At 42.0% G+C, this 22,839-nt stretch carries 18 protein-coding genes and 1 tRNA gene; 8 read left to right on the top strand and 11 right to left on the bottom strand.

Going from position 1 to position 22,839, the window contains the following annotated elements; translation table 11 throughout:
* Position 1: 1 nt before the first annotated feature.
* Genes FLA_RS29490 through FLA_RS29475 form a run of 4 tightly spaced genes read right to left on the bottom strand, consistent with a single transcriptional unit; the run spans position 2 to position 3,983 of the window.
* A complete protein-coding gene (locus tag FLA_RS29490) occupies positions 2–988 on the bottom strand; it encodes a sensor histidine kinase (protein WP_076377109.1) in 987 nt (328 codons plus the stop codon).
* Positions 989–993: 5 nt separating this feature from the next.
* Complete coding sequence (treF, locus tag FLA_RS29485) at positions 994–2,547, bottom strand: alpha,alpha-trehalase TreF (protein WP_076377436.1); 1,554 nt, start codon at positions 2,545–2,547, stop codon at positions 994–996.
* Between the two features lie 48 nt (positions 2,548–2,595).
* Positions 2,596–3,078 (bottom strand): gliding motility lipoprotein GldH, encoded by a 483-nt coding sequence (locus FLA_RS29480; RefSeq protein WP_076377107.1) that lies wholly within the window; start codon positions 3,076–3,078, stop codon positions 2,596–2,598.
* Between the two features lie 29 nt (positions 3,079–3,107).
* On the bottom strand, positions 3,108–3,983 hold the full coding sequence (locus FLA_RS29475; protein ID WP_084206085.1) for a YicC/YloC family endoribonuclease: 876 nt from the start codon (positions 3,981–3,983) through the stop codon (positions 3,108–3,110).
* A 107-nt stretch (positions 3,984–4,090) separates the two neighbouring features.
* Between FLA_RS29475 and FLA_RS29470 the strand changes: the two genes are divergently transcribed.
* Both FLA_RS29470 and FLA_RS29465 read left to right on the top strand, forming a co-directional pair.
* Positions 4,091–5,473, top strand: coding sequence for an aminopeptidase P family protein (locus FLA_RS29470; RefSeq protein WP_076377103.1), 1,383 nt, complete (start codon positions 4,091–4,093; stop codon positions 5,471–5,473).
* Positions 5,474–5,589: 116 nt separating this feature from the next.
* Positions 5,590–6,999, top strand: coding sequence for an FAD/NAD(P)-binding protein (locus FLA_RS29465; protein WP_076377101.1), 1,410 nt, complete (start codon positions 5,590–5,592; stop codon positions 6,997–6,999).
* A 35-nt stretch (positions 7,000–7,034) separates the two neighbouring features.
* On the opposite strand, the gene FLA_RS29460 is transcribed toward FLA_RS29465, so the two are convergent.
* The 4 genes from FLA_RS29460 to FLA_RS29445 all read right to left on the bottom strand — a co-directional run bounded on the left by FLA_RS29460 (position 7,035) and on the right by FLA_RS29445 (position 13,793).
* Positions 7,035–8,108 (bottom strand): SusE domain-containing protein, encoded by a 1,074-nt coding sequence (locus FLA_RS29460; RefSeq protein WP_076377099.1) that lies wholly within the window; start codon positions 8,106–8,108, stop codon positions 7,035–7,037.
* 27 nt (positions 8,109–8,135) lie between these two features.
* Positions 8,136–9,701, bottom strand: coding sequence for a RagB/SusD family nutrient uptake outer membrane protein (locus FLA_RS29455; RefSeq protein ID WP_076377097.1), 1,566 nt, complete (start codon positions 9,699–9,701; stop codon positions 8,136–8,138).
* A 19-nt stretch (positions 9,702–9,720) separates the two neighbouring features.
* A complete protein-coding gene (locus tag FLA_RS29450; protein WP_076377095.1) occupies positions 9,721–12,708 on the bottom strand; it encodes a SusC/RagA family TonB-linked outer membrane protein in 2,988 nt (995 codons plus the stop codon).
* A gap of 332 nt (positions 12,709–13,040) precedes the next feature.
* Positions 13,041–13,793, bottom strand: coding sequence for an NUDIX hydrolase (locus FLA_RS29445; RefSeq protein ID WP_231940359.1), 753 nt, complete (start codon positions 13,791–13,793; stop codon positions 13,041–13,043).
* A 125-nt stretch (positions 13,794–13,918) separates the two neighbouring features.
* On the opposite strand from FLA_RS29445, the gene ligA reads away from it, so the two are divergent.
* The 5 genes from ligA (at position 13,919) to nth (ending at position 18,932) form a co-directional block, all read left to right on the top strand.
* Positions 13,919–16,099 (top strand): NAD-dependent DNA ligase LigA, encoded by a 2,181-nt coding sequence (gene ligA / locus FLA_RS29440; protein WP_076377093.1) that lies wholly within the window; start codon positions 13,919–13,921, stop codon positions 16,097–16,099.
* Between the two features lie 108 nt (positions 16,100–16,207).
* Entirely contained in the window at positions 16,208–17,494 is a 1,287-nt protein-coding gene (gene eno / locus FLA_RS29435; protein ID WP_076377091.1) for a phosphopyruvate hydratase, read from the top strand.
* 83 nt (positions 17,495–17,577) lie between these two features.
* A complete protein-coding gene (locus tag FLA_RS29430; protein WP_076377089.1) occupies positions 17,578–17,889 on the top strand; it encodes an FtsB family cell division protein in 312 nt (103 codons plus the stop codon).
* 81 nt (positions 17,890–17,970) lie between these two features.
* Entirely contained in the window at positions 17,971–18,249 is a 279-nt protein-coding gene (locus FLA_RS29425) for a hypothetical protein (RefSeq protein WP_076377087.1), read from the top strand.
* Positions 18,250–18,284: 35 nt separating this feature from the next.
* A complete protein-coding gene (nth, locus tag FLA_RS29420; protein WP_076377085.1) occupies positions 18,285–18,932 on the top strand; it encodes an endonuclease III in 648 nt (215 codons plus the stop codon).
* Between the two features lie 46 nt (positions 18,933–18,978).
* Here nth and FLA_RS29415 read toward each other — a convergent pair whose 3' ends face one another.
* Positions 18,979–19,629: a tetratricopeptide repeat protein gene (locus FLA_RS29415; RefSeq protein WP_076377083.1), complete on the bottom strand. Its 651-nt coding sequence runs from the start codon at positions 19,627–19,629 to the stop codon at positions 18,979–18,981.
* A gap of 103 nt (positions 19,630–19,732) precedes the next feature.
* On the opposite strand from FLA_RS29415, the gene FLA_RS29410 reads away from it, so the two are divergent.
* A tRNA-Arg gene (locus tag FLA_RS29410) sits at positions 19,733–19,804 on the top strand.
* Positions 19,805–19,897: 93 nt separating this feature from the next.
* Here the strand turns inward: FLA_RS29410 and FLA_RS29405 are convergent.
* On the bottom strand, positions 19,898–20,650 hold the full coding sequence (locus tag FLA_RS29405) for a hypothetical protein (RefSeq protein ID WP_076377081.1): 753 nt from the start codon (positions 20,648–20,650) through the stop codon (positions 19,898–19,900).
* Positions 20,631–22,265, bottom strand: a complete 1,635-nt coding sequence (dgt, locus tag FLA_RS29400; RefSeq protein WP_076377079.1) for a dGTP triphosphohydrolase — start codon at positions 22,263–22,265, stop codon at positions 20,631–20,633. The genes FLA_RS29405 and dgt overlap by 20 nt, the downstream gene beginning before the upstream one ends.
* Between the last annotated feature and the right edge of the window lie 574 nt (positions 22,266–22,839).

The following is a 22,839-nucleotide window of genomic DNA, read 5'->3' as shown; positions in this document are numbered from 1 at the left end:
ATTATACCGATTGTAATGTTACAGTAAATATACTGCCCTGTGGAGTATTATTCTTAACGCCAATGCTGCCTTTATGATCTATGGCAATCTTTTTACAAAGGTAAAGCCCCAGGCCGGTGCCTTTAGTGCTTCTGGTGTTCTCGTTGCCTATTCTATAAAACTTGGTAAATATTTTTTTCTTTTCTTCATCGGGAATACCAGCTCCTTCATCCGCCACCGAAAGCTTCGCCCACTTCCCTTCCACTTCCAGGCTCACCTGCACCGGCTTATCTTTTGCCGAGTACTTTAACGCATTTTCCAGCAGGTTGCTTACCAGCAGTTGCAACAACAGCTGTTCCCCTTCTACATATATACCCGTTTGTATAGCAGGTACAAAAATCCGTTGCGGATAACGGGCTACACAATCATCCAGCACATCTTCTGCCAGCTGGCTAAAGTTGAGTTCCTGCCGATTTAACCGGTAACCACCTGCTTCCAGCTGTGCCGAAACCAGGATATTATTACATAGCTCATTTAAACGATTGGTTTCCTGTAATGTGTTGCGCAGGAGTTTTTCCCGTTGCGGCTCTTCCAGCTTGCGCTTTAGTAAGGTTTCCAGGTTTAAACGGGCAACAGCAATAGGCGTTTTTAACTCGTGGGTTACCGCCATCATAAAATTCTGCTGCTGGTGCGACAATACTATCTGCCTTTTGGTAGCACGATACACAAACACAGCGCCTACCAGTATTAAACATAAAAAGGTAGAACCTTCTCCAATATATTGAAAAGACTTTAAGCGCCTTGCCTTATCAAACTCCAGCACTTTGTTATAATACGTGGGATCATCTTTTTTTAATTCACTTACCCTAAACACATACATCTGCTTGTTCTGTGTTTCCAGTGAAATAAACCAGAACACCAATGCCGCTATAATATAGAACAGCAAAAACCATGATACCAGCGTAATAAACGTTAAATGCTTTTTTCTAAAGTATTCGGCAATGCTCATAGTAATTATTGCAGATTATACAGCTTAATCAATTTTAACAGCACACCGTTTGTCCAGCCAAATCCATCCTGAGCAGGATATTCACCTCCGCCACCTTCTGCATTAGCATCGGTAACGTTATACTTTTCCATCAACTTACCAGTGGCTTTATATACCCGGGTATTGAGTTGTACCCAACGGGCGGCAATGCTTTTAGCCAGTTCCTTTTTGTTATAATTGTTCATGGCCTGCACCCCCATCCATTGCAAAGGCGCCCATCCATTAGGCGCATCCCATTGCTGGCCAGTGGTTTTAAGCGAAGTAACCAGTCCACCTGCTTTTAAAAACCGGCTTTCCAGTGTTCGCGCAGCTGCATTGCCTTGCTCTGTAGTAGCAATGCCCACAAACAAAGGCATTAACCCGGCTAATGTAAGCTCTTTACTACGTGCGCCGGTTACATGATTGTAATCTGTAAACCAGCTGCCAGCTGTATTCCAGCAATATTTCAGGATAGCATTCTTCCTTCTGATGGCCAGCTTTTGATAATAACTGCTTTGTACAAGGTCGCCCGTTTCTTTATAAGCTTTGCTTAAAGTCAGTTCCAGGTGATATAACAAACAATTGAGATCTACCGGTATAAAGTTCACCGTTTGTATCGTAGCCAGGGTTTTACCATCAGCCAGCCAGCGACTGCTGAAGTCCCAGCCACTCTCTGCACCTGAGCGCAGGTTACGGTATAACTGAGGTGCTTTTTTTCCTACGGCTGCCCCCAGGGTAGAATCCTCGTAATAAGATTCCTGACGTGGCACTATATCCTGATCGTAATAACGGTTTAAAATAGTTCCATCCGGCATTTTCACTGCGTGCCCTTTAGCAGCAGTTTTATCCATCCAGTAATTATATTCCCGCTGTAAAGCCACCTGGTATTGGGCATACACCCTGTTGCCCGTTTTCTCCGCCAGTAAGTCCAGCATCATAGAAAAGAAAGGGGGTTGCGAACGGCTTAAGAAATAAGTGCGGTTGCCATTGGGAATATGACCATACTGCTGAATCATGTATGAAAAGTTGTTCACCATACTTTCCATCACATCATACATTCCGCTCTCCTGTAACCCCAGCATAGTAAAATAAGAATCCCAGTAATAAATTTCACGAAAACGGCCGCCAGGTACAATATAAGCGTTGGGCAACGGCAATAAAGTACTTCCTGTTACCTGCTCATCCGGCTGATGCAATAATACCTTCCACAACTTATTAATATGCGCCGATACCGATTCTGAGGTGTCAGATACGTAACCGGATGCCACTTCTGCCGGAGCAGTGAAATTGGCTTCCACAAATAGCTTTAAGGAATAACGAACGCGGGGATTATTTTTCAGTCCTTTATAGGCTGCGGCAATTTCAGCAGGATCTTTTTTAGGTATACAATCCACAAATGTTTTACCGTCGGTAAACACATGGTTCATTTGCACATCCGTAAATAAAGGTCCGTACAATTTATCCGGGGGAGTGTAGGCACCATACTGTGCCTGTAAACAGGTATAACATATTACCAAGGGTAGGAACAGAAGCCTGCGCATAAACTTGCCATTTATGAGAATAAACAAAAAAGATAGGGTATTGTTGCTCTATTGCTTTTCTATACGGATGCCTGCGTTTAATACGCTGTGCAAAGGATCTTCTCTCATGATCTGTTTCACCACAAAAGTGTAGCTGCCTTTTTTAAACAGCGCCGGAGCTTTTGAAAAAGCAATCCGGTGTTCATATACATCATCCATACCCGAGCCTAACCACTTCTCTCCATCTGCCAGCGTAAACTGCCTGGAAACGGTATAGGCAGAGTCAGGTGCTTTCACCTGAATCTCTACCCAAATATTCTTATAACGGTAAGCATCGGTATGGCGCATTACAAAAAACAACTGGTAAGGCTGCAGCGTGTCTGTAATATCAAAAGTAAAAGAAGGAGCATCATCGCTGCTCCATTCATGTGAAGCAAAAGAAGCTGTTTTTTCATATAATCCTACTGTAGAGGTACAGGAAGTGAGTATCATACTTCCTGCTGTCATCATCATTGCTACCAGATATACAATTTGCTTCTTTGTCCTTACCATATAACCATTTTAACTACTAATCGCCTGTCTTATAGCACGTTTAATACCTGTTCCTTGGCTTTTTCCAATTCATCTTTCATAATAATTACCGCCTGCTGAATCTGCGAATCGTATGCTTTAGAACCGGTAGTGTTAATTTCACGTCCTATTTCCTGCAATATAAAAGACAATTTTTTACCCTTGCTCTTTTCTTTCCCTTTCAGGATATTTTTAAAGTAGCTACAGTGGTTAGTTAAGCGCACCTGCTCTTCACTGATGTCAATTTTCTCAATATAGTATATCAGTTCCTGCTCCAAACGGTTAGGATCATAGTTTTCTTTACCTACATTATCTTCCAATACCTTTACCAGTCCTTCTTTAATTTTGGTTCTGCGTAAAGGCTCCAAAGTGGCTACAGTAGCTTGCTGTTCTTCAATTTGTTGAATGCGTGCCAGCAAATCGGCTTCCATCACTTTGCCCTCTTCCAGTCTGTGCTGCGTTAAATGAGCGATAGCTGTAGAAAGAATAGCCTCAAATTTTGCGTAATCATCCTTGGAAAGCACGTCTGTAACAGGTGCAATTACTTCCGGCAATTTCAATAAAGTGCTTAAGATATTATCTGTACCAATATTCAGTTCCTGAGCCAGTTGAGAAACGGGCTGATAATATGCTTTTACCAGGTCGGTGTTAATAGAAACCGGTTTACCTGCACCATTCTGTTTCAGGTAAATAATGCACTCCACACTACCACGCTCTAATTGTTCGCCCAGCAGGTTACGTACTTCAAATTCATAAGGTTTCAGCAACGCCGGTATGGTTAATCGTAAGTCAAACTGCTTGCCATTCAACGAGCGCACCTCTACCAGAAAGGTTTTATCACCAATGGTTTGTTCCGCTCTGCCATAACCGGTCATGGAATATATCATAAATAACTCTTATTAAATGCGTAAAAGTAGTTGAAAATAAGCAAAATGTAGTGATTAAGTGTTAATAGCGGCAGAAAGCAGTTCAGAATGTTGCCTAACTTTGCGCCATGTTTACGAAAGAAATATACACAGCAAGAAGACAACAACTACAGGCTGGCGTAGGCAATGGCCTGATATTATTACCTGGGAATGACGAAGTTGGCATGAATTACAGGCACAACACCTATCATTTCAGGCAAGACAGTACCTTTTTATATTATGCCGGCATTAAGCGTCCCGGACTGGTATTTATACTCGACGTGGATAATAACAAAGAGATAATACTAGGTAATGAGCCTACTATTGACGACATTGTATGGACCGGCCCACTGGAAACCTTGCAACAACAGGCCGAAAAAGCAGGCATTACACAAACCGCTCCTGTATCTGCTTTACAAGGTATCCTCGACAAAGCAATAGCTGCCGGCCAAACCATCCATTATACCCCTCCTTATCGTGCCGACGCTACTGCCCAGTTAAGCGAATGGCTGAAAATTCCTTACCTGCAGGTAAACAGCAAAGCATCCGTTACATTGATTAAAGCAATTGTGGCGCAACGTTCTATCAAAGCCGATATAGAAATTGCAGAAATAGAGAAAGGTGTAAACACTACCGCTGCCATGCAACTGGCTGCTATTGCCGCTTCTAAAGAAGGCGTTACCGAAACCGAGGTAGCCGGCATATTACAGGGCATAGCTATTAGTGCAGGTGGCAACCTTAGCTTTCCCACCATCCTTACCGTAAATGGCCAGATACTACATAACCACTATTCCCAAACCATTATGCGCAAGGGGCAAATGGCCTTATGCGATTGTGGTGCAGAAACAGCGATGGGGTATGCCGGTGACTTAACCCGCACTTTTCCTGTAGGTAAATCATTCACTGCCCAGCAGCGTGAAGTGCATGATATTGTGTTGCAGGCACAACTAGCCGCCATTGAGGCATTAAAGCCCGGCGTATTGTTCAGAGATGTTCACTTTGTGGCCTGTGAAAAACTGGTAGACGGTTTAAAAGCACTGGGGTTAATGCATGGTGATAGCAAAGAAGCGGTAGCAGCAGGAGCGCATACCTTGTTCTTCCAATGTGGCCTGGGTCATATGCTTGGCATGGATGTGCATGATATGGAAAACCTGGGCGAACCTTATGTAGGATATACAGAAGAGCTTACCAAAAGCACAGAGTTTGGGTTAAAATCGCTGCGTTTAGGCCGTGCCCTGGAACCTGGCTTTACCGTAACCATCGAACCAGGCATCTATGTTATTCCGGAATTAATTGATATGTGGCAAGCGAAAAACCATTTACCACAGTTCATCAATTACGATAAGGTAAACGCCTTCCGCAATTTTGGGGGCATACGTATTGAAGACGATTTCCTGATCACTGCCAGCGGCAGCAAACTGTTAGGCAACCCTGTTCCTAAAACATGGCAGGAAATGGAGGGTCTTAAATAAAACCCATAAACGACCAACTTGCGGGTTTTACATACCAAAACCCGGTTTCCTTCTGCCATATGGCAGTGTTTTTTTGATTAACACTAAGCTTCTATTTTTATGCAAACAGAAGCTTAGTGTCTACTCCGGTTATTGTGATTATTGGTGGTGGTTTTTGCGGTATGATGACAGCCGTACATCTGTGCCGGAAGGCACAAACGCCCCTGCATATAAAAATCATCCACACAGGCCATCCTTTTGCAAAAGGGGTAGCCTATAGCACTTACAGTAAAGAACACCTTTTAAATGTACGCACCAAAGGCATGAGTGCCTTTGCCAACACTCCGGATCATTTTGTGCAATGGCTGCTGCAACAACCAGATTACAGCAACATAGATGCTACCCTTCTCGGCAATGCGTTTGTTCCACGCATCGTCTATGGCAACTATTTACAGCATATATGGGAACAAACCCTTTTTAACAAGCCGGAACACATCAACGTTGAAATCATTACCGATACCGCCATTGATATTGTCCATTGCGTAAAAGGTTATCATGTTATCTGCGAAAACAGCGAACCCATTATCGCAGACAGCATTGTATTAGCTACCGGTAATGGCCAACCACGTTTACCTGGTGGCATAGCAGCGCAACATAACAATAACCCCTGGGCACAGGAAAGCGTGCAAAACGTATCAGGTTATACAGATATATTAATTGTGGGCAATGGATTAACCATGGCCGACACCGTTCTGGGTCTTCGCGAAAATGGCTTTACAGGAGTGATACACACCATTTCTCCTCATGGCTATGCCTTACGGCCACATGTGGCTCCGCATTCAACGTACACATTGCCTGAAGAGGAAGTTAATGCCAGCCACACTTTGCAACATTGGAAACGGCTTATATATAAAGAAGTGTCTCTGGCAGCTAAAACAAGTTTACCGCAGGAAGTGGTAATTGATGCTTTACGCCCCTACACCTGTAAGGCATGGCAGCAACTCACCCTGGCCGATAAGCAGCTATTTATAAAACAGCTGGGGCACCGCTGGAATGTGTTACGCCATAGGCTTCCTGCTCCTATACATCAAATACTGGCACAAGAACAACAGCAGGGAAAGCTGGTTACACATGCCGGCATTATTACACAAACCAGCCAGCAACATCCCAACACCACCATACAGGTATACTGGCAAAACCGCTCAGGACAGACACAGGCAACATTAGCTGTTCAAAAAATCATTAATTGCACAGGGCCTGACAACAACGCCACAGCAAACAGCAACCCGCTGTTACACACCCTTTATCAAAAAGGAGTGATTGTAGCTGATCCCTTGCAATTGGGCATACTGGTTAACAAAGCCAATTTTTCTATTATCGACGCAGATGACTTTAACCATAAGAGGGTTGTAACGTTGGGTAATAACTTAAAAGGCCTGCTTTGGGAAAGCACAGCAATACCCGAACTGCGTAACCAGACCGAACAAACGTCTGCCTATTTATTAGGTATACTTTTCAAGGCACAAAAAAAGCCCGTATATAAATAATATACGGGCCTGAAGTGGGGGATGCAAAATACTTCCTAATTCTTTTGAACCGAATAGGTATAATATCCGGCACCAGCACTTAAGTTAAGTTTTACGGTATAGCTACCTGCCGTAGTAATTTGAATAGGTATGCCTCCGTTAGATAACCTTGTACCCTGCAAGCCAAAAAGATTTGCACTCTTTGTGCCATCACTATTGGCCCTGAATTTAAAACTGCCTGCAACCAGATTGGTTACTACTGACCAGGTTTCTGTAGCAGCGTCAAATGTCATTTGCGTATCAGTAGTAGTACCTCCCGAAGTGGCAGTACCTGTAAGTCCCCAGGTAGTTTTTGTAACAGACCACACTGCCGTAGACATATTAGCCGCTACACGATAATATCCCGCAGAAGGAACAGATAAATTAGCAGCAGAGCCACTGGTTGACAATGCGCCATTTAACACACCATAAGACACCGCCCAGCTACTGTCAGGAGTAATTTTGAATTCCAGAGATCCTGCCGGGAAGTTGATATAACCTTCATAGTTATTATCACTCTTCACTGAGTTAAGAACATGCGCTGTTGGGGGCGACCATCCCTGGTAGGCTCCTGGTGCGTATATGGTAGGATATTTAATTACTATCGCGTAAGGAGTTACTGTCAGCACCAGCGTATCTGAATATACAGGCTCAACAGTTGAACTTCCACTGGCGCTACCACCTTTATTCACGTCCGCTCTTACCCTTACCTGAACCTGGCTCGCAACATTAGCAGCCAAACCAGTGGTCTGATACAGGATAGTATCTAATTGCGCATGTGTAAACCCTTTGGTAAAAATGTCATTCCCTATTTCAACAGTAGTAGGATTTGCAAAATTATCCGATGCCAGGCCAAACTCTAACGAATAGGTTACTGCTGCACTATAACCATATTTCACCTCTGTCCAGTTAAAAGACGCAACAGTGGTAGAAGCCTTAAAGCTATCCAGCACTAACGCAGAAGTAACGCTAGTGCTTATTTTAGAAGCATTTTGTGCACCAAGAACGGCCCTGCTTTCATCTTTCTTACAGGCAGTTGCATAAGCAACAACTGCACCTGCAAAAAGAAATATATTGAACCACTTTTTCATATAAGCGATTTATTGATTGTATTAAAATTAGTACCCGGTATTCTGCTTTAAATTGGTATTGGCAATGATATCAGAAGAAGGAATCGGATAGATATTGAAATGTGCATCTACACTCTTTCCTCCCGAAACACCACCTTTCCACGGCCAAAGATAAGTGCTGGTAGTAAACTTGCCGTAACGGATCAAATCGGTACGTCTGGTACACTCCCAGAATAATTCACGTGCTCTTTCGTCCAGAACGTTATCAACAGTAAATGAAGTTACATTTCCAGATGTGTTTCCAAATGCTCTTTGACGCAACACGTTGATATAGTTAATAGCGTCTGAGGTATTGGTTCCTGCACGTAATGCAGCTTCCGCATAAGTCAGATACATTTCACCCAAACGGAATAACGGGAAATCAACATTCGTGTATACTCCATTGGTTGACGCAGGTGTAGTACTATCCTTATTCAGGTTTCTGTACTTAATTACCTTTTTACCTTGCTCAAACTTAGACACATCTGTAATAGTACTGCTGGTACCATAAAACATAGCCCTTTTATCCGCAGCGGCAAAAAGATCCGGCAAACTGGATGTAGTACGGTTACCACCCCAACCGCCATTGGGTACACCAAAGCTGGTTGGATTCATATCTGCGTTAATAGCAGAGTTAACCAGGAAGGTGGTACCACCATAGTTTTGAGAATAGTTACCGTCGTAGTTAATAGACAGGATGATTTCGTTATTACCAACGTTGTTATCCGCCATGAACAGCTGACCATAAGTGCCCATTAAAGAATAACCGGCATTGATCACTTTATTAGCATAAGTCATTGCTTCCGGATAATGGGTAGTACCGGTATACACACCTGCATTCAAATATAAACGCGCCTGTAATGCCCATGCCGCAGCCTGGTCTGCACGGCCATATTCATTGGTGCGGGGTGCCATCAGTAAAGAGTCCACTGCCAGCAGTTCAGATTCTACATACTTGAACAAATCAGCACGTTGAATCTGTGGCGGCATGGAGGTTCCAATCTGGCTGGCTTCTGTAACATACGGAGGATTGGCAAACATATCCATTAACACCCAATATTGGTACGCTCTTAAAAAACGGGCTTCTGCACGGAAATACTTAACTGTAGCAGCATCATTACCTGTGATATTACGGCTTGCCAGCTTGTCGTCAGTAGACTGTTTAATAAAGTCGTTACAAACGGTAATCTGGTAAATGCTGCGGGTATATAAACCTCTTAAAATGGTGTTGGCAGATGTCCACGATAAATTGTGGAAATCAGGCACACCAGGATCAGTCCATACGCACATCGCTTCATCGGTAGACAGCTCCTGCGCATTCCAGTACAACCTGATAAAATCAGAAGTACCAGCATCAATACCACCCAGGTCTGACTTATCAGAGCCTTCACTGCTGGTTAATGCAAAGGCGGCATATGCTTTGGCCAATGACCCTTTATAGGCAGTAACGCTGCCATAAGCGCTATCGGCATCAATACCGTTAGTAGGGTTTCTGTTCAGGTCTTTTGTACAGGAAGTCATGCAACCTGTCAGCAGCCCCAACACCCCTAATATATTCAACAAATTCTTTTTCATATCCTATTCGTTAAAGCTATTAATTAAAAGTAAGATTCACTCCCAGTGTATATGTTCTTGGTCTTGGATAAATTTTGTAATCCACACCTGTATACACAGAAGGATAAGTACCTAGATATCCAACTTCCGGATCTACACCTTTGTATTTAGTAATAACAAACACATTCTGGCAGTTGGCCATCACCGTCATACCTACTTTATTATTCAGCACACGGCCTACATTGTAGCTCAGGCTCAGGTTATCCATTCTCAGGAAAGAAGCGTTTTGCACATAGTAGTCGCTAAAAAACTGGTTATACTGGAATCCGGTTTTGAATGCATCAGATGCTGCATTGGAAATGTACTTGTTCGTGTTATTAATAACACTGGTAATACCAATGTTAGCAGCAACGTTATTATATACATAGTTTCCAATGTTGCCACGTAATACAGTAGCCAGTGTCCACTTTTTATAAGTAACGTCCGTTGTAAAACCTAAGATAAATTTAGGGAATGGGGATTTATAACGATATAAGTCGTTATCATCTACTTTATGATCGCCGTTTAAATCAGCGTAAACACCTTCAATAGGCTTTCCGTTTTTGTCATATACCTGTTTGTATACGTAGAACGCGTTAGGGCTGTAACCAACAGAGTGAATCTGTATGGTGTTACCTGTACCGCCGGTGATACCACCTGTAGTGTTACCTGCAAAAGAAGAATCGGTTGACTGTGTTAAGCTGGTTATAGTGTTCTTGTTGTAAGCAATGTTAAAACCAGCATTCCAGCTAAAGTCTTTATGATTGATAATAGAAGCATTGATAGCTAATTCCACGCCTTTGTTAGACATGTTACCTACGTTAGCTGTAACAATGTTGGTAAAGTTAGAACCAACAGGCAGTGTAATAGGCCCTAACAGGTCTTTGGTTTTCTTCTCGTAATAATCAATGCTACCGGTAATACGGTTTTTGAAAAATCCGAAATCTAAACCAATGTTGGCAGAACGGGTTTCTTCCCATCTCAGGTTGGTAATATAAGCAGCACCATACGTAGTATAGTAAAAGGTATTTCCAAACTGGTACAAGGCTGTGTTATTAGCGCTATAAGAGTATGAGCCAATATACCCGTAATTACCAATACCATCCTGGTTACCGGTTACACCATAAGTACCACGCACTTTTAAATCAGACAACCAATCTATTCCTTTCAGGAAGTTTTCCTGGCTGGCACGCCATGTAACACCCACAGAAGGGAATTTACCCCAACGATAATCAGGAGCAAACTTGGAAGAACCATCTGTACGGTAAGAAGCAGATAAGATATACTTACTGTCGAAAGTATATATCAACCTTGCATAGTAAGAAATCAATGTGTTTCTTGGTTTGTCATATGCATAAGTAACGGCCTTTAATACAGAATCACGGGCATTCAGTGTAGGGTAATTGTAAGTAGTGGTCAGGTTATCGTAATAACCATAACCAGCAGTTACGTTTATATTACTCTTAATTTGCTTTAAGTCCTTATTATAGTTCAGGAAAAACTCACCCACCCTGTTGTTCACTTTCTGCTTGTAAATGGTGTGAGAACCACCGGTAGAATAGTTAGAAGCAGCTTCCTGTGGAATAAAAGTATATCCATCACCTTTAGCAATATCGTATCCCAGGTTTAAGTTCGCACGGAGTTCCGGTAAAAAATGGAGCTTATAGTCAAACTGAATATTACCAAAGCTTCTGTTCACCTGGCCACGATCTTCTTTCTGGTTCAGTAAACCCACCGGGTTTTTAGGCGCGTTGGTATTTAATGCACCATTAGCATCTACCCACTCAAAATAACCCCCATAAGCACTTTTTCCACTATATACCGTTTGAGTAGGATCAAAAGTCAGAGCGGAAGAAATAGCGTCCTGGTTACCAAATCTTGATTTGGCAATTGTTCCTTTCAGGTTGATATCTACTTTCAGGTGATCGTCAAAGAATTTGGGACTTACGTTAATAGCAGCAGAATAACGATCCAGGTGGTCGTTTTTCAAAATACCATCCTGGTTTAAAAAACCTACTGAAACGCGGTAAGGCACTTTTTTAATAGCACCGCTCACACTCAGGTTATTATCGTTGGCAACAGCTGTTCTGAATATTTCTTTCTGCCAGTTGGTATTGGCAGAACCTAACAACTTGGTATAAGTAGTATCTCCCTGTGCCTGTACATAAGATCTTACCTGAGCGGCAGACAACACATCTACATACCTGGCGGCTTTGGAAGAAGAAACGTTAGTACTGAAATTGAGAACCGGCTTACCACTTTTTCCCTTTTTAGTGGTAATTAAGATAACGCCGTTAGAAGCACGTGAACCATAAATAGCAGTAGAAGCCGCATCCTTTAACACGGTGATATTTTCAATATCATTCGGGTTAATCAATGCCATCGGGTTAGACACACCCGAAATGCTTTGTACTGAGTTGGCCACAGGCACCCCGTCAATTACATATAAAGGGTCGTTACTACCACTAATAGAAGCACCTCCACGAATACGAATGGTACTTCCAGATCCTGGCTGGCCACCTGCCGGTGTAATAGAAACACCTGGCACTTTACCCGCAATCAACTGATCTGGTGAAGTGATTGTACCCTTTTGGAAATCTTTAGAACCCACCGATACAACCGAACCGGTCAGTTCTTTTTTCTTGGCGGTACCATAACCAATTACCACCACTTCGCCTAAGGCTGCGTTAGTAGCTTCTAACCTTACATTTATGGTAGTTCCTTCAATAGCTACAACCTGTGTAGCGTAGTTAAGAGAAGTTAATTCCAGCGAGTCTTTTCCAGCCGGTATCCTTAAAGTGAATGTGCCATCAGCTTTAGTGCGGGTGCCAATAGTGGAGCCTTTTACTAAAATTGATACATCTGCTAGTGGAGATCCATCCTTCGAGTCTGTAATTTTTCCTGTAACTACTTTATCCTGCGCAAGTGCCGGCAATGCTAAGCATAACAGCGGCAATACCAGCGGCAATAACAGTCGTTTGAAATTCATATCATGTGCGTTTACTAGTTTATGAAAATCACTTTAAAGGTGATTGGTTGAAAGTGGTGAAGCGGGTGGGGGTTGTAAACAAGGGAGCCACGCAGAAGAATACCAGCTGGCTCAGTACGGATAAGACAAGCAAATAGAGAATGATCATAGTAAAAATTTTATGGCAATACAAACAATCGTGTGCGTATATCGTACACATTTCAATTTTAACACTACAAAAGTGTGTAATTTTTACACAAACCAAAAAAAAACTTAAAGATTTATACCTTAAAAAGAGGTAAAAACGAATAACACCTCGATAAAGCATTAGTTCTTAATGCCTAGAAAGAATTTTAGAAGTCGATTCCAATCCAGCTACGCTGGCTTTTTTCGTACTTCTGAAAGTTAAATTTATACAGGCGACCTGGGCGGTGCGGCACATCATCTTCATATTCGCCGGTGTCAATTAACAAATCCATCGCGAAAAATTTCTTACGGAAGTTGCGGCGATCCAGCTTCACCCCTAAAATCACCTCATACAGGTTCTGCAGTTCACGCAGGGAGAATTTATCAGGCAGCAGGTTAATACCCAGTGGATGTTCCTGCATACGTTTTTGCAACCATTTATAGCAGTAATCCATTACCTCCTGGTGATCAAAGGCCATTTCCTTTAAACCGTTGATGCTATGCCAGTGCAACTCATTGTCATGAATTTTCAACTGGTGGTGTTCTATATTCAATAAGGAGCAATAGGCAACAGTCAATACCCTGCCACCCGGATGGCGGCCTGGCCGGCTAAAGGTACGCACCTGCTCCAGGTACACATCGTCCATCCCGGTTCTGCTGCGCATAATCCGGTAAGCTGCATCGTCCAGCTCTTCCTGGTCGCCGGCAAAATCGCCTAGCAACGACCATTTGTCCTTAAACAATTGTAAATCACTGCGAATAAGCAACACTTTCAGCTCATTTTCGTCAAAGCCGAATATTACACAGTCAACAGTAATAGGAACTTTAGGATAAGAAGCCACTAACTCAACCGCTTCTTTAATCATGTCACTTTCGCCTGGCTCACCAGTAGCAGTCTGGATATTAGGATTCATATTCATAATGGCAATAATGCGGGTTTAGGTTCAAAAATACAATATTCCTCTCGTTTGTGTAATTTTTACATACCCCTGCAGGCATGCGCTTCGCCGTAAGCTAATTACCTTTAGCCCCACAAATATCTAATATGTATTCGTTAGCGGAAACAAAAACACTACAACAAAGCACGCAAACACTAAAGGAAGTAAAAGAACTGAACCAAACCCACCTGAACGAATTAAAAGAGGTATTGCGTTTTCATGAACACCGATATTATGTACTAAGCGAACCGCTGCTGGCCGATGCCGAATACGACAGCCTGTACAAACAGCTGGAAAAAATTGAAAAAGAACATCCCGAACTGGTTACTCCCGATTCGCCCACACAAAGGGTAGGACTGGGATTAAGTAAATCTTTCCCTACCGTACAGCACCTGGTGCCTATGCTGTCGCTGGAAAACTCTTATAATGCAGATGACCTGATTGATTGGGACAGGAAGGCCCGTGAATTAACCGGCCTGGACATCATAGAATATTGCGCCGAACCCAAATTCGATGGCGCCAGTATCTCCCTCATTTACGAGAACGACCAGCTGGTACGTGGCGTTACCCGTGGTGATGGTGTAGAAGGGGAAGACATTACCAATAACATACGCCAGATACGCTCTATTCCACTGTCTGCGCCTTTTTCCAAATATGGTATACAGCAGATTGAAATTCGTGGCGAAATCATCATGAGCAAACAATCTTTCGAAAAATACAATGCTATGCTGGCCGAGAAAGGCGAATCAGCACTGGCCAATCCGCGTAACGCTGCCAGTGGTAGCCTGCGCATGAAAGACCCACGCGAAGTAGCTAAGAGAAACCTCGAAGCTTTTTTATACCACGTTAGTTTTTACACCACCACTGAGGGTGTAACACTGGCAATAGATGGCAAGCCCAACAACTCTCTACCGGAAGAAGCCATAGAAGCACATGGCACAACATTACCTACCGCCCATACGCCATTGGCTACACACTCTGGCTCACTGCAAATGCTGTGGGAATGTGGCTTTCGCTCGCCTCAGAAAGAAAAGCAGGTGTTGCAGGGTATAGAAGAAGTGATTAAGCATGTGCATGATTATGAAGTGATGCGCGATACCCTGCCCTACGAAATTGATGGTATGGTGATTAAAGTGAACAACCTGTTATTACAGGATCAGATGGGCATGACCACCCACCACCCCCGTTGGGCCATGGCCTTTAAGTTTAAAGCCCGCCAGGCCACTACCCGCCTGCGTAGTGTAGAATTCCAGGTAGGCCGCACCGGTGCAGTAACCCCCGTTGCCAAGCTGGACCCCGTGTTTATAGGCGGCGTTACCGTTAGCAGCATTTCTGTACACAACGAAGAATACATACGCGAAAAAGACCTGAAAATTGGCGACACCGTATTGATAGAAAGAGCCGGTGACGTTATTCCACAGATAGTGCAAAGCATGCCGGGTCTGCGGGATGGCAGCGAACAGCCTATTGAGTTTCCCCGCCACTGCCCCGTTTGTAACAGCGAGCTGGCGAAGGAAGAAGGAGAAGCCGTGTGGCGCTGTATTAATATTGAATGCCGTGCACAGGTGCTGGAGCGTATGATCCACTTTGTGAGTAAAGACGCTATGGATATTAAAAGCCTGGGCGAAGCCAATATTCACCGCTTTTACGAGCAAGGCCTGTTAAAGGATATCCCCGGTATTTACACGCTTGACTTTGAAGCCATTGCCCAGCTGGACAAGTTTGGCAAAAAATCTATCGAAAACCTTACTGCTGCCATTGAAGCCAGCAAGCAACAACCGCTGCACCGGGTAATTTACGGCCTGGGTATCCGGTTTGTAGGGGAAACCACCGCCAAAACTTTAGCCAACAGTGTACACCAGCTGCTGGAACTGGAAGGTAAAACAGAAGAAGAGCTGCAACAGCTGGAAGATATAGGCGTAAAAGTGGCACAAAGCATTGTAAAATTCTTCAGCAATCCGCAAAACATACAGATGCTGAAACAGTTACAACAACTGGGGCTGCAAATGGTGAATAACAAAACCAGCACCGCGACAGGCGACAATAGCCTGCAGGGGCAAACCTTTTTATTCACCGGCACTATGCCTGTTTTAAAAAGAAGCGACGCCGAAGCGATGGCCGAAGCGCATGGCGGAAAAATAGTAAGTGGGGTAAGCAGTAAATTAAATTACCTGGTGGTGGGCGAAGACGCCGGCAGCAAATTAGAAAAGGCAAAAAAAATTAATACCATCAAAATTATTGATGAGGCTGCTTTTCTGAAACTGGTGAACGACCAACAGGCTGAATAACAACTATTAACTAACACCAGTTAGCTGTATGTACGCAAAAAAGATTGTTTATTTGCACCACAATTAACCAATGACCTCTATTCTAAAACATTAAACCAATAATTAGTCATGAGCTACATTACCGACATTCATGCCCGCCAGATTTTAGATAGCCGCGGCAATCCTACAGTAGAAGTAGATGTTTTAACCGATGGTGGCCACCTGGGCCGCGCTGCTGTACCAAGCGGTGCTTCTACCGGTATTCATGAAGCTGTTGAACTGCGCGATAACGACAAAAGCGTTTACGTAGGTAAAGGTGTTTTAAAAGCTGTGTCTAACGTAAACGACATTGTAGCTGAGCAATTAATCGGCTGGGAAGTTTCTGATCAGGCTGGCATTGATGCTAAACTGCTGGAAATTGACGGTACCGAAAACAAAAGCAAACTGGGAGCTAACGCAACCCTGGCAATTTCTATGGCTGTAGCTAAAGCTGCTGCACTGGAAAGCGGTTTACCTTTATACCGTTACCTGGGTGGTGTTAACAGCACAGTGTTACCTATTCCTTTAATGAACATCCTGAACGGTGGTGTTCACGCTGATAACAAAATCGACTTCCAGGAATATATGATCGTTCCTGTTGGAGCAACTACTTTCAGCGAAGGTTTACGTTGGGGCGTTGAAATTTTCCACCAGCTGAAAACCGTTTTAAAGAAAAAAGGTTACAGCACTAACGTAGGTGACGAAGGCGGTTTTGCTCCTGATATCCAAAGCAACGAAGAAGCTATCGAAACTGTACTGGCTGCTATTGAAGCTGCTGGTTACAAAGTAGGTACTCAAATCGGTATTGCCCTGGATGCTGCCAGCAGCGAAATGTTCAAAGACGGCAAATACAAATTCTATAAGAGCAGCGGTAAAGAAATCACCAGCGATGAGATGGTTGCTTACTGGACTGAGTGGGTAAATAAATATCCTATCGTTTCTATCGAAGACGGTATGGCAGAAGAAGATTGGGAAGGCTGGAAAAAACTGACTGACGCTATCGGCGACAAAGTACAGCTGGTAGGTGACGATCTGTTTGTTACCAACACCAAAATCTTACAGCGCGGTATCAGCACAGGAACTGCTAACAGCATCCTGATTAAAGTAAACCAGATTGGTACTGTAACCGAAACTATCAACGCAGTTCAACTGGCACAAAACAGTGGCTACACCACCATCATGAGCCACAGAAGCGGTGAAACAGAAGATACCACTATCGCTGATCTGGCTGTTGCCCTTAACTGCGGTCAAATCAAAACCGGTTCTGCTTCCCGTACCGACCGTATGGCTAAGTACAACCAATTGATCCGTATTGAAGAGGCTTTAGGTGCTAACGCTATCTATCCTAACGGTAAAATCCGTTTCTTCAAGAAATAAGACTAACAAATAGTCATAAACTTCAATAGCCGGGATGACGATAGTCATACCCGGCTATTGAGTTTTTATCTACCTTTACTTTTATGAAAAAAGCTGTGGCCATTTTCTCATTGCTTAAAAATAAATACCTGCTGTCGGTAACTGCATTTGCCCTGCTGATGCTGTTTTTTGATCGCAATGATGTTTTTACGCAAATGGAAAGAAAAAAACAGCTGAAAGAACTACAGGCCAGTAAACAGTTTTACGTAGAAGAAATAGAGAAGACGAAGAAAGAACTGGCCGAACTGCAGAATAATCCGGCCGCACTGGAAAAATACGCCCGGGAAAACTACTACATGAAGCGTGACAATGAAGATGTGTACATTGTAGAAACACCCGACTCCAAAAAAAAGTAACCAATTCCAGACAATAACAGCACCTATCTGCCGTTTAATTAATTGTCTGTACTGCTTTTATAACATTGTTACCAGATCACTATGCACAATTGTACTACTGAAGATCTATTGCTGTACTTAGATGACGATTTGCCTGCCGTAGAACGTTCAAATATTGCCGCTATGTTACAAGATAACTGGGCCTTACGCGAAAAATTGCAAGTATTGAAAGAGGCCAAAGAACAACTAAACAGCGCACCTTTACAGGCGCCTAAACACAAAAGCCTGCAAAACGTACTCAATCATCTTTACAAAACCCAAAAGCGGGAGAAGCTTGCTTATGCAACGTTATATCCCAAACCTGCGGCAGATATAAGATAAGCCGGTATTTTCGTGTCAGTTTTTATCATACTACTATGACACGAAAGGAGAAGTACCAGTTTGTAATCAATTATTTCGAAAAACACGCCCCGGATGCCGAAACAGAATTGCTGTACGACAATCCGTTTCAATTACTGGTAGCAGTAATACTATCCGCCCAGTGTACCGATAAACGGGTAAACCTCACTACCCCCGTTTTGTTTGCCCACTACCCCACTCCCTATGCAATGGCAAATGCCACCTTCGACGAGTTGTTCCCTTTTATCAGAAGCATTTCGTACCCCAACAACAAAACCAAGCACCTCATAGGCATGGCTAATATGTTGATACACGATTTTAAAGGGGAAGTGCCTATGACGGTGGACGAACTGGTAAAACTGCCCGGCGTAGGTCGCAAAACAGCCAATGTAATTACTTCTGTGATAGATGCACAGCCCAATATGGCTGTTGATACACACGTGTTCCGTGTATCGCACCGGTTAGGCCTTACCACTACTACCGCCACCACCCCGCTGGCCGTAGAAAAACAACTGATTAAAAACTTCCCTACCGAACTCATTCATAAAGCCCACCACTGGCTCATATTGCACGGCAGGTATATTTGCCTGGCCCGCAATCCTAAATGTCCCCAGTGCGGGCTTACCGAAATATGTAACTACTACAGGAAAGTGATAAAAAAATAAAAGGGCCTTATGGCCCTTTTATTTTTTGTTACGGTATCACTTATCCTTATCCAGGTATACGTGAAATATATTTTTCAATCTCTTTAATCTGACTGATCACCTCTTTGGTGGTAGGCTTACAGGCTTTTGCCTTACGGAAAAAGTCTTTAGCAGCCCTGAACTCGCGCTTGTTCATAAATATCTGGCACATACTCAGGTAAGCCACCGCTTCGCTTTCCTTATCCGGAATACCGGCGCGGATAGCAGCACGGATATATTGCTCTCCGTTTCTAAAATCACCTTTCTGTAAGGCCATCATACCCAGCTGTAATTTGTTGGCACCTTCGGCTTCCGGCATGGGAGATCCAAGTTCAGAGCTTTTTTTCAGGTGCTTTTCTGCCGCATCAAAATCCTGCGACATCATGGCCATGTTACCCTTAATGGTAAAATACGTAGAACGGATAGGCTTATATAAGAGGTTGGGAAACCAGATAGAATTTAATATTTTCTCCACTTCCTCTACACGACCCTGTTCCATCGGCTCCTGTATCAAACGCAGTGGTCCGATGAAAAAATGGCTGAATAAAGCAATTACACCAAGGAAATACAAGATAAAAGAAGGCCAGAACCCTGTGGTTACGTTCACAGTTACCGCCAGCACAATGGCCAGAATCCCCAGCCAGAAACGGTATTTAATAAGGACGTTGTAGAACTTCATACATCAATTTTCGAGCGGCAAAGATAGGCGGTTAACACAAACTAAAGATTTTTAGATTGTATAATGCTGTATTCCATTATTTTTGCAGCCGAAAGAAACTACAGGTCCTGTAGTTCAATGGATAGAATAGAAGTTTCCTAAACTTTAGATACAAGTTCGATTCTTGTCAGGACCACATAAAACGCGATTTTTAGCCAATTGACTAAAAATCGCGTTTTTAATTTCTGAATAACTTTCTAGCTAAATAGGCCAATATCCTTGTCACAAATCACATATTGACAGAAAACCCCAGATCTTTTTTTCCTAAGTTTTTTGCAAAAACCTTTAGATACTCTTTTATATAGTGATATGGATATATAACGTCGTTAAAATGCTTGCGCTGAATTTTTTCGAAATCATCCTCATTATATTTCTCAAAGTGGCTAATGCAATACTTTTGTAATTCCTTTGAAACTCCCAAAAAGTATTTATGCTTGTAATAAAACGTATTAACAATGCACAGATGGGGCAATGGGTTTTCTTCTAAAACTAAATCCAACTCCCTTGTTTCTAAAAATCGTTTAAAAGTTGGTGTATAAACAAACTCCTTGTTGTTAAAGTCAAAAACAACTGAAGAAAAGTTAAAAAAAACGGTATTAGGCAAACTGTAATGTTCAAAAAGCTCTCGCGACACTTTTTTCTCAGAATAAGCCCATGTGTTACTAATATGCCATATATCAAAGGTCAAGTTTCCAACCTCCACTTTGTATCCACCAAAACTATTTCTCTTCCAAGAATATGCCCTAAAAGCAAATTCCATTAAACTTTCATCGAATTTTATAACAATGTCTAAATCCCTAATCTTACCCTTATAATTTAAAAAAAAGTTCCTAATAACACCACTAAAAATATGCACCTCAGCAAAGCGAGATAACTCATCCAAGAAGCTAAATGCTTCGATTCCTATATTACTTTTTAAGTAATACAAAAACTCATTTGAATAAGACTTCGAGTTCGATATATCAGCTAATCTTCTGTCCACTTATTTTTTGATAATGATCTAAGGCATACTGATCAGTCATGCCAGAAATAAAGTCCAAAATTATTCTAAATTTATAATAGTCGTTTAAATCCTCAAAATCTGGCTCAGCTATTTCATAAAGTTCCTTTCTCATTGTTCTTAATTCCACTAACTCGGCTTCTTCAAAGACCTCAAAAAACTGCCTTTTAAACATCTTCTCATAATCTTTTGCTATTTCAGAGAACCGTTTATGCTTAGTAGAAAGCATATCCTGCTCTTTTCTTTTCTCCGCTATATAATCAGCATTACCAGCAAATCTTTCTATATCCATTGTCAAAGAAGCTATCAGTTTTTCAAGCTTCCGATCTCCTATCTCAACCAGGTTCTCTTCAATTGCACAACTAATTACTGATTTGGAAATTAAATTTTTTGCTCGTTGAACATACTTAGGATTCGGATTAAAAAGAAACTCAATGTAAAAATCTAGAAGTCCAATAAAAACCGAATGCCCTGTAGACTCCAAATAATTTATCTCTCTCGATTTAAAAATTTTCTCTTTACAAAAGCTCTCTAACACCTTATAAACTTTATCAGAATCCTCTCTGATTAACTCCATATTATACTCCCCAAGCTCAATTTTTTCAAGATTTTCTTCAAAATTCCTAAAAGCAAGATCAACGAAGTAACGTATTAAGCTGATTCGAATGTTGACAATTTTAGCATTCGGTGTCAAAAAAGGATCTCCACAAGTAGAAGCAATTTTCTTTGCAATAGCTGATTCATTTTTACCAAAACATTCACCAACATATTGAATATCGAACAGGCCCTTATTAAACCCATCCTCCATATCCATACATAAATAGGCGATTGAATCTGCCGCTTCCATTAAATAACATAAAGGATGCCTTAATGTTCTGTCATTTAGCCTTAACCCACATTCCTCAATAATCATAGAAAAATAATGCTCTTCCGAAGCAAAAACTCCATGTTTACTTTTTTCGATTCGCTTAGAAAGTAATTTCCCCTCACTTTTTAGTCGCCTTTCAGCTTCCGAATTAATCTCCTGAAAATTAGGGTATTTAAGGTATGAAGCTAAAGTAGCATATGTTAGATTCAACCCAAAAGGATTATCTAAATACTGTAACTTAGTCAACACTCGCAATCCCTGTGCGTTGCCATCATAATGAAAGAAATCTTTCTTCTCCCTCTCTGTTAAATTATAAAAATTGGCATGTTCCTCTTCATCTTTTCTTTTAAAATAATCTGATACTATAGTTTCTCCAAAATGTCCAAAAGGAGCATTGCCTATATCATGAACCAAACAAACCCCCTGCAATAAAATGGGGAAAATCCTTAACAGTTCTAACTCAGTTTTCCCGGTTCTGCTTTGCAAAAGCTCTGACTTACTAAGCTTTAATCCAAAAGTATATCCCAATGACATCACCTCGTTTGAATGGGTTAATCGAGAATGAATATTATCATCTGTAGTTAAAGGAAAAACCTGTGTCTTATCGTGCATCCTCCTTAAAGCAGGACTAAAAATAATTCTACCGTAATCACTCTCATACTCATTTCTAATGTCTGCTATTTTTGACTGCTTTATCCTTTTATTTGATAAAAGCTTATTCCAATCCATTCTCATAAAGTTTTATTGTAGCGTGAGTTAAAGGTTTAAAATACAACATACTACGAAAAAAACGTTCACATAGCAGCATTTTTATATTTGCCTCCCTTTTACTGTCACCATATATTATTCAGGTAAGTATGTAACCCATAATAGTGAAAGGGGTGAAAAAATAGGCGAACTAACTATCACAAACGATATTGTGATCCAACTATTTGAAAATTTATATATCGGGGCTGTTTCGATGTTGTAAGGAGGACATATGAAGAACCCATAAACTTGATTATAACAGGCAAGTCTTTAATCGCTTCGAAATTCTTACAGAAGCATTGAGCCTTCTCGCCTAATCATTTTTTACTCGAAAAACACAAACCTACTGAGGGGCTTGGGCAATTAGGCAGGTCCGGCAATTTCGAAAAAGCGACCAAATCAAACAGAAATTTGTTAGATATTTCTCCATCTAGGATCACGAGCATGATAAGCCCGCTGTAATCCAGCAGGTTTTATTTTGCCTAACTTATCCCGGTTTGTAAGGCATCATTGGATCATGCGCAAAAGTTGTGGAGTAGAATACTTTTACAATAGG

Source organism: Filimonas lacunae (assembly GCF_002355595.1).
Classification (GTDB): domain Bacteria; phylum Bacteroidota; class Bacteroidia; order Chitinophagales; family Chitinophagaceae; genus Filimonas; species Filimonas lacunae.
This window is presented reverse-complemented; position numbering and strand designations above follow the sequence as displayed.